Origin of the sequence: Stenotrophomonas geniculata (assembly GCF_034508895.1) — a bacterium.
GTDB lineage: Bacteria > Pseudomonadota > Gammaproteobacteria > Xanthomonadales > Xanthomonadaceae > Stenotrophomonas > Stenotrophomonas geniculata.
Window position 1 is genome coordinate 331768 of record NZ_CP140571.1, and the last position, 11840, is coordinate 343607.

Annotated in this window: 15 protein-coding genes, 4 tRNA genes and 1 pseudogene; 7 read left to right on the forward strand and 13 right to left on the reverse strand. The window is 58.3% G+C overall.

Features of this window, described 5'->3' with window-relative positions:
* Window position 1: 1 nt before the first annotated feature.
* Entirely contained in the window at window positions 2-532 is a 531-nt protein-coding gene (locus RI032_RS01605; RefSeq protein ID WP_322547755.1) for a GNAT family N-acetyltransferase, read from the reverse strand.
* 57 nt (window positions 533-589) lie between these two features.
* Window positions 590-1087 (reverse strand): GNAT family N-acetyltransferase, encoded by a 498-nt coding sequence (locus tag RI032_RS01610; RefSeq protein WP_322547756.1) that lies wholly within the window; start codon window positions 1085-1087, stop codon window positions 590-592.
* Window positions 1088-1144: 57 nt separating this feature from the next.
* On the opposite strand from RI032_RS01610, the gene RI032_RS01615 reads away from it, so the two are divergent.
* On the forward strand, window positions 1145-1603 hold the full coding sequence (locus tag RI032_RS01615) for an NUDIX hydrolase (protein ID WP_029380061.1): 459 nt from the start codon (window positions 1145-1147) through the stop codon (window positions 1601-1603).
* A 72-nt stretch (window positions 1604-1675) separates the two neighbouring features.
* On the opposite strand, the gene RI032_RS01620 is transcribed toward RI032_RS01615, so the two are convergent.
* A tRNA-OTHER gene (locus RI032_RS01620) sits at window positions 1676-1759 on the reverse strand.
* Window positions 1760-1855: 96 nt separating this feature from the next.
* Here RI032_RS01620 and RI032_RS01625 point away from each other — a divergent pair.
* Window positions 1856-2689: an AbiJ-NTD4 domain-containing protein gene (locus tag RI032_RS01625; protein WP_322547757.1), complete on the forward strand. Its 834-nt coding sequence runs from the start codon at window positions 1856-1858 to the stop codon at window positions 2687-2689.
* A 63-nt stretch (window positions 2690-2752) separates the two neighbouring features.
* On the opposite strand, the gene RI032_RS01630 is transcribed toward RI032_RS01625, so the two are convergent.
* Together RI032_RS01630 and RI032_RS01635 are read right to left on the reverse strand one after the other, a co-directional pair.
* A complete protein-coding gene (locus RI032_RS01630; RefSeq protein ID WP_322547758.1) occupies window positions 2753-3766 on the reverse strand; it encodes a DUF2806 domain-containing protein in 1014 nt (337 codons plus the stop codon).
* A 169-nt stretch (window positions 3767-3935) separates the two neighbouring features.
* Window positions 3936-4442, reverse strand: a complete 507-nt coding sequence (locus RI032_RS01635) for a hypothetical protein (protein ID WP_322547759.1) — start codon at window positions 4440-4442, stop codon at window positions 3936-3938.
* Window positions 4443-4499: 57 nt separating this feature from the next.
* On the opposite strand from RI032_RS01635, the pseudogene RI032_RS01640 reads away from it, so the two are divergent.
* Window positions 4500-4720 (forward strand): annotated as a pseudogene (locus RI032_RS01640) (SOS response-associated peptidase family protein); the annotation flags it as partial.
* 35 nt (window positions 4721-4755) lie between these two features.
* On the opposite strand, the gene RI032_RS01645 reads toward RI032_RS01640, so the two are convergent.
* A complete protein-coding gene (locus RI032_RS01645) occupies window positions 4756-5514 on the reverse strand; it encodes a hypothetical protein (protein ID WP_322547760.1) in 759 nt (252 codons plus the stop codon).
* 167 nt (window positions 5515-5681) lie between these two features.
* Complete coding sequence (locus RI032_RS01650; protein WP_322547761.1) at window positions 5682-5984, reverse strand: DNA adenine methylase; 303 nt, start codon at window positions 5982-5984, stop codon at window positions 5682-5684.
* A gap of 378 nt (window positions 5985-6362) precedes the next feature.
* Here RI032_RS01650 and RI032_RS01655 point away from each other — a divergent pair, with 378 nt between their 5' ends.
* Entirely contained in the window at window positions 6363-7058 is a 696-nt protein-coding gene (locus RI032_RS01655; RefSeq protein WP_322547762.1) for a DNA cytosine methyltransferase, read from the forward strand.
* 38 nt (window positions 7059-7096) lie between these two features.
* Here RI032_RS01655 and RI032_RS01660 read toward each other — a convergent pair whose 3' ends face one another.
* Window positions 7097-7735, reverse strand: a complete 639-nt coding sequence (locus RI032_RS01660) for a hypothetical protein (protein ID WP_322547763.1) — start codon at window positions 7733-7735, stop codon at window positions 7097-7099.
* Window positions 7736-7889: 154 nt separating this feature from the next.
* Here RI032_RS01660 and RI032_RS01665 point away from each other — a divergent pair, with 154 nt between their 5' ends.
* On the forward strand, window positions 7890-8219 hold the full coding sequence (locus tag RI032_RS01665) for a hypothetical protein (RefSeq protein ID WP_322547764.1): 330 nt from the start codon (window positions 7890-7892) through the stop codon (window positions 8217-8219).
* Here the strand turns inward: RI032_RS01665 and RI032_RS01670 are convergent.
* The 5 genes from RI032_RS01670 to RI032_RS01690 all read right to left on the reverse strand — a co-directional run bounded on the left by RI032_RS01670 (window position 8207) and on the right by RI032_RS01690 (window position 10865).
* Complete coding sequence (locus tag RI032_RS01670; RefSeq protein WP_322547765.1) at window positions 8207-9322, reverse strand: site-specific integrase; 1116 nt, start codon at window positions 9320-9322, stop codon at window positions 8207-8209. The genes RI032_RS01665 and RI032_RS01670 overlap by 13 nt on opposite strands.
* A gap of 72 nt (window positions 9323-9394) precedes the next feature.
* The gene (locus RI032_RS01675) at window positions 9395-10135 is read right to left on the reverse strand and encodes an abortive infection system antitoxin AbiGi family protein (protein WP_322547766.1); all 741 of its coding nucleotides are present in this window, start codon (window positions 10133-10135) and stop codon (window positions 9395-9397) included.
* 296 nt (window positions 10136-10431) lie between these two features.
* A tRNA-Cys gene (locus tag RI032_RS01680) sits at window positions 10432-10505 on the reverse strand.
* Window positions 10506-10571: 66 nt separating this feature from the next.
* Window positions 10572-10647, reverse strand: a tRNA-Gly gene (locus RI032_RS01685).
* Between the two features lie 142 nt (window positions 10648-10789).
* A tRNA-Gly gene (locus RI032_RS01690) sits at window positions 10790-10865 on the reverse strand.
* Window positions 10866-10995: 130 nt separating this feature from the next.
* On the opposite strand from RI032_RS01690, the gene RI032_RS01695 reads away from it, so the two are divergent.
* Together RI032_RS01695 and RI032_RS01700 are read left to right on the forward strand one after the other, a co-directional pair.
* The gene (locus RI032_RS01695; protein ID WP_322547767.1) at window positions 10996-11397 is read left to right on the forward strand and encodes a hypothetical protein; all 402 of its coding nucleotides are present in this window, start codon (window positions 10996-10998) and stop codon (window positions 11395-11397) included.
* Complete coding sequence (locus RI032_RS01700) at window positions 11390-11818, forward strand: hypothetical protein (protein ID WP_322547768.1); 429 nt, start codon at window positions 11390-11392, stop codon at window positions 11816-11818. The genes RI032_RS01695 and RI032_RS01700 overlap by 8 nt, the downstream gene beginning before the upstream one ends.
* Window positions 11819-11840: the final 22 nt, after the last annotated feature.

Below are 11840 nucleotides of genomic sequence, written 5' to 3' on the forward strand. Positions count from 1 at the left end.
TCTAGACCGTTTCGCCCTGCAGATCGAGCAAGGCCGTGGTCCAGCGGCGCTCCCCCAGCGCGGCCACCATGCCGCCTCGATAGACGAAACGGCGCGCGTGACCGCCTTCGATGAAGCAGGTCTCGTTCTGCATTGGCACATAGCCCGCAGAGGCGTAGTGCCGATGATCCAGGGCAAACAGCACGGCGAAATCGATACCGCGTTGGCGCAACTCGGCGTGCGCAGCTTCGATCAAGCGTGACGCGATGCCCTTCCTGCGAACGTCAACGCGTACCACCACGCCGCCGATCAAGCCTATGCGTTCCGGCTCGCCGTCCAGCAATACGTTGCGTTCGTACAGTGCGAGGTGGGCGACCACCTGATCACCTTCCATCGCCAGGACCAGAGCGACCGGCCCCGGGATGGCATAGCCGTCGCCCTGCATGTCCGGGAACGCCTCGCGGAGCAGATCCTCCGCCTGGTGACGGTGATCCGGCGCCACGCGCTCCCTGCTGGATACCTGAACGTGCATTGCCCTGTCTTCCTGGAACATGTGTCCAGCCTCATCGTGCCACGGAAACATGACCGTACCCGCGGCAACATTTCACCATCAGCACAGCGAGATCCAGTACGAGACGATATCCGCGTAGCTGCCCGCGCGTTTGACTGCCCGCGGCTCTGTGCCAATTACGCTGAAGCCCAGCGATTCATACAGCGCGCGCGCGGCAGTATTGTCCGCCAGCACCGTGAGGGAGAGCGATTCAATGCCTTCCGCGCGCGCAGCCGCGAACGCTGCAAGAAGAAGCTGGCGGGCGACACCCTGGCCACGATGGTCGGTGTCCACATGGACACTGTGCACTTCTGCCGTATGCCGTCGCGCCATTCGCATCGGGCGTACATAACGCAGGAAGCCCGCAAGCATGCCGTCGATGAAAGCGCCGAAGTGGCGCGTGCCGGGATCAGCAAGCTGGGCGCGCATCACCTCCGCCGAGTCATTCTGCGCCTCGGCCAGCGTGGACAGGAACGCCGCAGGCGACTCGCAAAGCGCCTGCAACCGCGCTTGCCAGAGAATCTCGGCGTCGTCAGCGCTGAGTTGCCGGATGAGCATGCGACACCCTCGTGAAGCTGTTGATGCACAGGTGCCCAGCGTAGCGCGGGTCCACTGATGCGGCGTGCATGCAAGAATGTGGAACGTCCTTTTTCATTCTCCTTCTCCGCCATGACTGAACTGCAGATTCCCCGCGTTGGATGCGGCGCCGTCGTCCGTGATGCCGACGGCCGCATCCTGCTGATCCAGCGCGGACGCGATCCGGAGCGCGGGCATTGGGGCCTGCCCGGCGGCAAAGTCGACTGGATGGAAACGGTGGAGGCCGCCGTGGTCCGCGAAATCCGCGAGGAAACGGCGCTGGAAGTGACGCTGCTGCGCCTGCTGTGCGTGGCCGATCATTTCGAGCCGGCGCTCGCGCAGCACTGGGTCGCGCCGATCTTCGAGGCTCGGGCAGCTGCGGGTGCCGAGGCCTCCATCCAGGAGCCGGGGGTTCAGACCGGGCTGGGCTGGTTCGCGCTGGATGCCCTGCCCCAGCCGCTGACCCAGGCCACGGTGCAGGCGCTGGCCCGGCTGTAGCGGGTATCGATCCGGGCGCGTGCTGGTATCCAGGCAAACAAAAAGCCCTGACCGAGGTCAGGGCTTTTCAATTGGAGGCCTCAAGCGGAATCGAACCGCTGTAAACGGATTTGCAATCCACAGTTAATTCTTAAAATTCCACAACATACGGAAGCCTGACGCCCCATTTGCCACCCAATGCTTGTAAGCCCATGGAGTGATCGTGCCTCAACGTCTAGACTCGCTACACGCCTGCCAAAATGGAACGTTCAAATGCTCTTCTCGCAACGAATGGGTTTGAAGCCGGTGAGGGTTGAGATCCAGCTCAACGGTATGGATAGAGCTCTGCGAGTCGCTTTGTGGAACGCATATCAGGGCAGCGTCATTGGCCCGGGGAAGAACACGGCGTTCTCGAACAGTTCTCTGCTCATGCCGTATTTTCGTGCACTGTGGGATGAATTGCTTCATGAGCCAGTTGATAAGATTCCCCAAGGCTACGATAGCTTGGCACAAGACGTTCGAACTTACTTCTTCGAAATTGAATGGAACGACGTTTATGAGCTTCTGGAATTTTCGCTTACCGGGACACTTCCAGATTATTACAAAACGATGCTTAGGGCAAGAATCAGCCCCGCACTCAGCAGAGAAATGTCAGGGTATAGACTTGTCGATAACAAGTTTACGGCCATCACAGACACCCAAGAAATATCAAGCATCGAAGAAGCAATAAATCGCGAAGATACCCCTACAGGTGCGACCCTACATCTACGCACAGCCCTTGCCCTGATGTCTGACCGGACAAACCCCGATTACAGAAATTCGATCAAGGAGTCAATATCAGCAGTAGAGACTATGGCAAAGCACATCACCAATAACCCCAAAGCCAGCCTTGGCGAAGCGCTTAACGTTATTGAGAAGAATGGCGAAATGCATAACGCACTCCGAAAGGGCCTTTCGTCGCTCTACGGATACACCTCAGACGCTCAAGGAATTCGCCATGCCATGATGGAGGAGGACAACCTGACTTTTGTTGATGCAAAATTCATGCTCGTGGCCTGCAGCGGATTCGTTAACTTCATGATTGGGAAATCCTCAAGCGGAGGATGAGCGAGAGATTGAAAGTCCACCCACCCACACTTACAAACGTTGAAATGTCAACTACGGATAGCACTAAAGTAAAACTGGATCGCGGAGGAAATAGGTCTCATTGCCGTCATCGGAATCAACTAGGCCAAAGTGAACGGATACACCTTGACTCTTGAATACGGAAGCGACTTCTTTCACGTAGTCAAGATTAGGTTCAAACTGCACAAGCGCCATGATCTCCCGCCCGATGTTGGTGACCTTATAGCCTACCAACTTCAGCTCAGTACTCGGGTCATCTGCAATCAAATTCAAAGCATATTTACCAAATGACACCCCCAGCTCGAACCTGCTATCCGACGCTGATGTGAGTGTCAAAGCCACCCCAACGGATCCCACGCCCACGATTATCCCTAGCTCTTGAAGCGCCAAGGCCTCGCCGAAGGCAAGCCAACTCTGGGCTGCATTTTTACTCTTGTGTACGAATCTAGTGTCGACAACAAATGGCGCCAACCTCTCGATTAGCGCTGCGTCGCTGCTTTCCAGGTTCTTGAGCACCTCCATTGCCCTGAGCGACATCGATCCAGGCTTCCGAACTTCGCGCGCCAGCACTTGCCCCCAAAGCTCCTGCATCTTCTCGACGGAAACACCACTAGCGTTTTCACGCCAGCGCTCCAACCAGTCTGGACTTGGATCTTCCCGGGGTGTCTGGACGTCACCCTCCATCAAGGCATCTGCAGCATATGCGATCGCCTTTCCGACGTTGATCTCCTTACGAAGCTGTCGCACTGCCTGGTAAGTAAATGCGGCATTGGCGTGACCAGCTAGGGTGCGAAGCGGCCCATCAGAAGCCGGAACTTGAGGCGGGGCCAACTTTAGTGGCGCAGGACTACCCTCCCCGCTTACAGAAGCGACGCTCTTGCTTTTGAGGACGGCTATTTCATCCTCCACCTTTGCGAGCATTAGCATATGCTCTCGCTGGACATCGATAGCTGCCATGCCATCGCGCCTCGCCTTCAATGAATCAACAAATGGCGATATGCCATTGCGTTCAATGATGTCCAACAAACGAATTATTAGTTTTTCGCCCGGGAAATCCACGCCCCGCCCCCTGCACTTGATCAGGACGGAGAATAGCCGACTGGCAGCCAGCTTAGAAGGCTGGCGGACTGTGCATTGCAGTCAATAGCTTAGATTGAGTTCAATTCAGGAGGCAGGGTGCCAAGGACCTACTCCTGCAATGGGACGGAACCTTGTATTCGGGAACCTACTACCAACCGCGCATTCCCCGGAACCCAGCCCTCATCCAAGCCTTGCGGGCGTCCTTCGGGCGGGGCTTGGTCTCCTTCGGCGGTCGGCGCGGTTCCAGCGCTTCCTTGATTCGCGCCAGCTCTGCAGCTCCGGCCTCGGCCAGACGCCGGGCCTGTTGCTGCTGCTCTCGGGTCTGCGGTAAGCCGGGCAGCGGATCGAGCGGTTCGCTCGGCCTGGCGTCCAACAACCGGGCCACAGCCGCGCGCAGGCGCAACTCGGGGTAGAGCCTGATCGCACACCATCGCTCTGCGTAGCGCTTGCCCTGGGCCATGCTGGCGGCCCGCACGTCCTCGGTATCCCGCATCTTCCTGGCATCAAGGTGCACACGAACCCCGCCGTCCTTTGCCGGCACGACGTGGGCGATCTGCCGGCCGCTCCACCACAGCACCCAGCCGTCTTCCATCTGGACCCAGCCAGAGGGTGGCGGTGCTGAGCGGAAGCCTTGGTAGCCGCGCGAGGGGAGCATGGCCGGAAGGATAGGACCGGCCGTCGCAGATCCTGCGAACGCGTCGGCGACCCGGCCATGTGCGGCCGATTCGTCCAGCTCCCCGTGATCGACTTCGGCCAACCGGGGCTGGTTGACCTTGCCCCTGACCTGGCAGAGATCCAGCCCAGCTACAACCTGGCCCCGACTCAGCGCGCAACGGTGATCCTGGATCGCGGCGAAGCCCGGCAGGTGGCCCGTTTGGCTTGGGGGGCCTGCTGCCGTTCTGGGCCATTGCCAAGGGCCTGCAGGGTTCGACTACGGGCAGATCAGAAATTGCGCCGACCATGCTCCACTAATTCGCTTTTTTCCCCACAAGCATCCCATCGTGCATCCACCCTTCAAATCCAGCCTTCCCTTCAATTCCTGGCGAACACTTGCGCAACTCAGCGCCTTCCAATTTCCTCACGACCGCGCCCTCCAATAGAGCGCCCGTCGCTGGATCAAAATTCTTCAAGATCATGTTATCTCCATTTATCGCAACCACGATCTTTCCGTCCGTGCACGCGTTGTTCGCAAAGAACCTCTCGCGAGCGATACCTAAAGAGCTAATCAGAGCAAGGCCATAGAAGATCAAAAAGGAAACCAGTGTGATTTTTGATGACGGAGATTCATCCTCTTTTTCACCCTCCACTTCTACCGAGTCCAGCGGCCCCCTCTTGATTTTTCGCTCATTGTTCCAATATTCCACCGCAGGAAAAATCGCTATAACCAAAGGCGGGACGAATGTCGAAAAGAAGGCATAGGGAGTTTTAGACACCAACGCTAGTGGCAAGCCTAGCCAAAGGTACGTAGCGATAAACCAGCTAACAAAGTTTGACACGACCCCGCGCTTACGAAGACGCCTAATTACGGACAAAATGAAGCTGGACAAGATAGCAAAAAACGCGGCAACGAAGAGCCCAGCAACTAGAACCCGAATGGTCGGCAGATCTATGAGTATCGGGGAAACATCAAAAAATGCATAGCGACCCAACTCGTAGAAATAGGCACCAAGTAGCGCAAAAATTGGGGCAGCGGCAACCACATAAGCGTCCTTTTTTAGAATCTTCACACATACCTCCCTTTGAACAGATCTGCCAATACATACCACGGTGTTTGATGATGAGGGCAACTGCCGGTTCAGGGAAGGGAAGCGCAGCCCGGTCGATCTCGGCCGCAACCACCGACATTTCTTTAGGGGCTGAAGACCAAGGGCAGCTGGGACCAGTCGCTTGAGCCCTACAGCAGCGCGGCCTGGCGATCATCACAGCTCTTGATGATCAACTCGCTGAACTTGCGCCCCCGGCCCTGTCCACCCCCAATGGTGTAATCCAGCTGCAGCGGCACCAGGTCGAAGCTGGCGAACACTTCGCGGATCTCAGGGTGGTCGCTGATCGAGACCACAAAGCGCCCGGCCGAGGTGCGCATCAGCTCGGCCATGGCTTCATACTCCGCGAAGAGGAACTCGACACCGTAACCCTCCGTTTCCCAATACGGCGGATCGAGGTAGAACAGCGTGCCAGGGCGATCGTAGCGCCGCACGCACTCCTACCATGACAGGCACTCGATCACGGTGTTCGCCAAGCGGAGAACCGATGCCTACGATCACTGCTGCCGATCTTGGCGAGATGATGATCGTGTCGCCCAACATAGTGCAGTGCGCGAACGCGTCCGCCAACGGCGTCGCTTCCGGAGGCGATCCGCTGGGCACCATCACGGCTTGGCCGCGCGGCGGCTCACACGCGATCGTGGCGCCGATGCTGGTGCAGGCCGCACACGGCGAAGGCGAGCCGGGAGGCGTAAAGCGTTGGGGCGCCGGGGTTCGACCGACCGATGAGCCTGCTGGCACCATCACCGCCAGTGGCAGCGGCGGCTATGCCCTCGCCGCAGCCTCCCTCGTCAAGTTCCGGGGCACCAGCGATGGCGCGCATACAGGCCGCCCGATGCCGACCATCACCAGCGGCGCTGGCGCAGCTCGGCCGGCCGGCCGACGCCGCCCATGCCATGGGGGTCATGGCAGCGTTTCTGGAACATGCCAACGGCGGGTTCTACCAGGGCGCCGGCAGTGCCGCCGATGAGCCGATGCCGACCATCTGCGCTAATGGCAGCCACCAGCGTCTCACGACCGCGCACCTGGTGACGCTGCGCAGGAACCTGGACGGCCCGACCACGACTGACCCGCTTAGCACCATCTGCGCTGGTGCAACTCATCATGGGGTGATCGAGTGCGTCCTTAGCCCTGAGCAGGAAGCCGGCGCACTGCGCGTTGCCGCTTTCCTGATGCGCTACTACGGCACGGGCGGACAACATGGCGACCTTGGCGAGCCGCTGGCGACCATCACCACGAAGGACCGGCAGGCGCTGGTCACGGTGCACCTGAGCGGTGTGCCGTATGTGATCGTGGATATCGGGCTGCGCATGCTCAAGCCGCGCGAGTTGTTCTGCGCCCAGGGCTTCCCGGCCAGCTACATCATCGATCGCACGCAGGATGGACGACAGGTCAGCAACAGCCGCGCCGTCGCAATGGTGGGCAACAGCGTGAGCCCGCCCCCTCTCCGGGCCATCCTAACCGCGAATCCAGACTCGAATGTTCAGACGGAACAGAGGCGCGCATGACTCACTTCAATGCTGAAGCGCGCAGCACAGCGGCTCAATCAAGCGACTCTGGATCCATCCATTTCCTTAGCACGCTCAAGGAGGTGAGTGATGCGAAGCTCTTGATTAGGCAGCTCCTCTTGAATCAATTCCGCGACATCACGAATCGACGAGACGAGATCGTTACGAGCGAACTCAAAATGCCTTGGAAGAAACTCTTTGAGATGGTCGAGATAGCCATAATTTTCATCGTTAGGCTCAGGAATTCCGCCAATAAACGTGTTCCACCGGCGAACTACCGCCTGGAGCGCGTTGAGCTTATCAACTATCTCCAAATGTTCTGGAGTCGGAGAGATGGCGGGAAAACTCACATTCAAGGGAAGCGCCCGAAGCATTCGCAAGACATCCCGTCTATCTCCCGCCTTATTGAATTCATCCAAGATGAACTTGGAGCGTTCAACATCGAACAACATCGCACTCATTTCAGGGACAAATGCCCTAAGCGCAGCAACAAGTGCGGACTGTGCTTCAAGCAGGCGCCGCCGATGCGGATGCACCACAGCAAAGTACGTCGCAGTCGCAGCGGCGAGGCTGCCAATCGCAGCAGCAATCCCACCAAGTGCAGCCCATGCCTCCCACCTAGGAACGCAACTCTCTCCAAGCCACCAGCATTCACTCAGCGCATCAACGAATTCCATTCCAAGCCCCCCCTTCATCCAACTTACATTCTGCCACGTTATTCGTTTGGCCTCGACATCAATTCCCGTCGGCATCAGCAAAGGATGAGGCTGTTACTTCAGTTAGATCACAGGCATCACATCGGGTAGCGCTATGAAGGTTAGTGCTCGATACATGCAGAACTCCAAGGAGGAGACCCTGGGATTGGATGGAGCTGCCACTCTGCTGCGGCTTGGCCATGAAGCAATGATAAATCTGATTAATCGAGACGAAGTGCCCGCTGTGCGCCTTAACCAGAAGCACACAGTCATGCTACGCGAGGACCTGATCGAGTTCCTGCGTTCGGAAGGGCGCAGGCAGGCCGCCGAGCGAAAGAAGTCGGCGATCGGCATGCGGCCTACAGCGAACTCACCCCCACTAGGGCAGACAAGACGTGCGAGCAATTCGCGTCGCATCAAGCTGCCCGACCTTCGCGCCTACGAGCAGGCCGATCACCAGAGCTGATCGGCCAAATCGGAAGCACGCAGGTTGGCATACCTTTTCAGCTGACGCGGATCGCGATGCCCAGTGATGCTCGCGATCTTGATGTCCGTCAGTGTGGTTTTTTCGTACAGTCGGCTCGTCGCTTCGTGACGCAGATCGTGAAAGCCCAGATCCGCGCATCCGGCCGCGACGAAGATGCGCTCGAACTGGCGCGACAACTTGCTCGATACTCGCCGCAGGGCCAGCGGGCTACGCTCGCCCGCCCAGAATGGGAATAGCCGGCCATCGTAATCACCCTCATACGCCGCAAGCTTCGCCAGCAGTACCGAGGTCATGGGTACCTGACGCTTGCTACCGTTCTTTGTCTTGTCCAAGAAGATAGTGCGCCGCGCCACATCGAGCTGGCTGCGCTCTAGCGTGTAGATCTCCCGCATGCGCATGGCCGTTTCCAACGCCATGTCGAACATCAAAATCAACGCCTCTCGCTGCGGCAGATCGAGCGGCCGCTGCCGTCCCGGCGGCTTTGCGCCGGCTAGGATCTCGCGGATGCGTTCTTCCTCACTAGGTTCCAGACGGCGATCACGCTCCTGGTCAGTTTTCGCTTCACCGTCGATGCGCTTCACAGCTATCTTGTCGTCGGCAGTGTACGTCGAATAGCCCCGGGGCAGAAGCCGCAATGGATTCATTGGCAACGCCCCGTGCACAGCCAGCCAATCCAAGGCGCGCGACTGGGCACCCACGTAGTGCCGGATGGTCGAAGGCGCGAGGTTCTGCTCACGCTTCATGGTGGTGACCCACTCGGTCGCCCACGCAAATGTCAGCTGCGGCAAGGTAATGCCGATTGGCAGCCGCGAGAGCAGGACGGGCAGCAGCTGCTCGTCATCGACCGAGATGTGCTGCGCACTCCGATACTCGCTGACCTGGCTGCGTAGATCCTTCTCGGCTGCCTTGGTGTTGGTCAGCTCCTCCGGCACCACCCCACGGTCGAGCAGCGCCTCGAGGCGGCGCACGTACTCGTCGCCTTCCGCCTCCGAGGAAAAGCTCAGGTAGACCGGCTGGGGAAGCAGGCCCGCCCGTTTGATCGTGTACTGCCAGGACTCGCCCCGGCGCCGCTTGGTTACCATCTACTCCGAGCTCAAAGTTCAATTACAAGTGTAGACCGCAGCCCCGAACCACAAACAAATGGCACCGGCCAACTAGAAATCACCCTGAATCTGCTCATTGGTAATAATTCTTGTCATTAGCCGCTGCGCTTGGGCCACCGTGTAGGCTTCGTAATTTTTCTCGTTAAGAAGAGCCGCCACGCGCTTTATTTCCTCATCCCGAGCAATGACTATGTAGCTTATGTCGCCCGGCTCAAAGGTCAACGTCAATTCTCTCAGAGACTCGTTCGCAGTTTTGGCTGTCGCGTCGTCGAAATCATCGCTCGTGTAAACCGGATGCTCACCATCAACAATCTCTGGAACATAGCGCCATTCTCGTTCATCCGAGAATCGGTAGGGAATGGGCTCCTTTCCCCTTCTTGCAAGAATCCCTTCGTAATTTTTTATGTATCTAACGATATCGATACCCAGTCTACGTGGGACTTTATCGATCTCGCCAGCCGTCTCCTTCGAATGAAGAAACGTCATCAATGCATAGTAGCTTCTGGCCAAGTTGGATTCATCCTGGACATACAGAACGGGATTAAGTCGGTTCCTTATTGCCCAATCTTTACTCAGTCCAACACCGTAGCACCCGTAACTATCGATGTGATTCTTTATTTGAGAAAACGGAATATCGCAGAAGGACACCATCGGGACATGTAGCGTTTCCTCTTCACCCTTTAGGGAGAACGTTTCCCTACAATACTTGACAATGAATCCTTGCTGAAGAATTCCCAGCAATTTTTCGAGAGAGTCGGTGAAGTGAATGATGCTGTTGGAACTGAGTGCCATACGTACTCTCCATGTTCAATTTTCATACTGACCCGCTTTCAGGATCACGCCACTGGCGACTGCGGCCGACGCTCCTGTGACCCATCTCCTTGCCCCCTGCCGAGGGCAGTAGCACAGCCCTAAGGCCAATGAGCTAGACCGCGGGCACTGACGTAAACGCACTCGACACATGTTAACGCGAGTTTGCCACCCAACGACGGGTGGCAGACCGATGATTTCACGGCCAAATCAGGGGATCATCAGATTCCCCCTAAACGCCAGAAAAAGAAAAACCCCTGACGAATCAGGGGTTTATTTGGAGGCCTCAAGCGGAATCGAACCGCTGTAAACGGATTTGCAATCCGGTGCATAGCCACTCTGCCATGAGGCCAACGTACTGCGCGCCAGGAACGTAGCCCTGACAAGACAAAACCCCAAGATGGGGCCTGTCGGAACATGGAGCGGGAAACGAGACTCGAACTCGCGACCTCAACCTTGGCAAGGTTGCGCTCTACCAACTGAGCTATTCCCGCGTAAGCCGACATGTTACCGGAAATCCGGAAAACACACCAGCGATTTCACTTTTCTGACTGCGCGTAAAGCCTTGTGGCCCAACGTGCCCCGCCTTGCCGTGGCGAGAGAAAAACAAGGCCCCTACCGGGGCCCTGTAGAATCTGGAGCGGGAAACGAGACTCGAACTCGCGACCTCAACCTTGGCAAGGTTGCGCTCTACCAACTGAGCTATTCCCGCAGATTCCGTTCGACCTGCGTCGAAGGAGCGCTATTGTGTCCAAATTCCTTCACGCCGTCAACAGTCTTCACACCATGCGGTCACAGGCGTCCGCACTGAGGTACGCTGCCCCGCCCAGCCCCTTGCGCCCATGCTCCTTCGCGGCTCGCCCATGCTGATCGCCCTGCTGCTGCATCTGCTGGTGGCCCTGCTGTACTGGGCACTGATACCACTGGGAATGAACGGGTATCGCGACCATTTCGGCTTCACTTCCCATCGGGACATCGGCCTGGGCATCGCCCAGTTTTATCTGTTCTGGATGTTCATTGGCGCGCAGCCGCTGATCGCAGTGCTGCGGCCGCTCTTCGCCAAGCTGCTGGTGCTGGCCATTCCCTTGGCATTCGCAACTTGGACACTGATGCACAACCACCCGCTGCGTCTGCTGTACTTCACGGTCGGGCCCGGCCTGCTGGCACTGGCCGCGATCGCCATATCCGTGCGCCATGCATCACGTAGCCACTTGCCCACCACCACGGGCACCGCCGATGCCTAGACGCTACGTCCGCCTGTTCTGGCTGCTGGTCGCGCTCACATGGCTGGCGCTGATCGCCGCGCTGGTCAATGTCGGCTTCACCCCGGACTACTGGCTGCTGCATCACCTGGAAGGCGCCGAGCTGCCCTACCCGACCAGCACCGTCATCGTGTTCGCGTTGCTGGGTACGGTTGAACTGGTGGTGGCCGCCTTGATCGTGCGGCCGTGGCGACTGAAACGACTGTGGCTGCGCCTGTTGATCGCCTTCGTTCTGCTGCTGGCGTGGTCGGTACCGTGGATGCTGTCGGCCATGCACCAGCCGCCGGTGCATGGCATGCACCTGCTGTGGTTGCTGCTGCTGGACGTGGGCCTGCTACTGGCACTGTGCGCGGTGTCGGCGGTGAGCGCGTGGCGGGCACTCAGGCATCGAAAGGGCCCATAGACGGCCCCACCCAACGCCCGGC

Coding starts and splice junctions, on each gene's coding strand:
- RI032_RS01635 (WP_322547759.1), bottom strand. CDS start 4,442: ATGCTCCCCTCGCGCGGCTACCAAGGCTTCCGCTCAGCACCGCCACCC.
- RI032_RS01655 (WP_322547762.1), top strand. CDS start 6,363: ATGGCGCGCATACAGGCCGCCCGATGCCGACCATCACCAGCGGCGCTG.
- RI032_RS01615 (WP_029380061.1), top strand. CDS start 1,145: ATGCGGCGTGCATGCAAGAATGTGGAACGTCCTTTTTCATTCTCCTTC.
- RI032_RS01675 (WP_322547766.1), bottom strand. CDS start 10,135: ATGGCACTCAGTTCCAACAGCATCATTCACTTCACCGACTCTCTCGAA.
- RI032_RS01610 (WP_322547756.1), bottom strand. CDS start 1,087: ATGCTCATCCGGCAACTCAGCGCTGACGACGCCGAGATTCTCTGGCAA.
- RI032_RS01625 (WP_322547757.1), top strand. CDS start 1,856: ATGCTCTTCTCGCAACGAATGGGTTTGAAGCCGGTGAGGGTTGAGATC.
- RI032_RS01695 (WP_322547767.1), top strand. CDS start 10,996: ATGCTCCTTCGCGGCTCGCCCATGCTGATCGCCCTGCTGCTGCATCTG.
- RI032_RS01665 (WP_322547764.1), top strand. CDS start 7,890: ATGCAGAACTCCAAGGAGGAGACCCTGGGATTGGATGGAGCTGCCACT.
- RI032_RS01660 (WP_322547763.1), bottom strand. CDS start 7,735: ATGGAATTCGTTGATGCGCTGAGTGAATGCTGGTGGCTTGGAGAGAGT.
- RI032_RS01670 (WP_322547765.1), bottom strand. CDS start 9,322: ATGGTAACCAAGCGGCGCCGGGGCGAGTCCTGGCAGTACACGATCAAA.
- RI032_RS01605 (WP_322547755.1), bottom strand. CDS start 532: ATGTTCCAGGAAGACAGGGCAATGCACGTTCAGGTATCCAGCAGGGAG.
- RI032_RS01700 (WP_322547768.1), top strand. CDS start 11,390: ATGCCTAGACGCTACGTCCGCCTGTTCTGGCTGCTGGTCGCGCTCACA.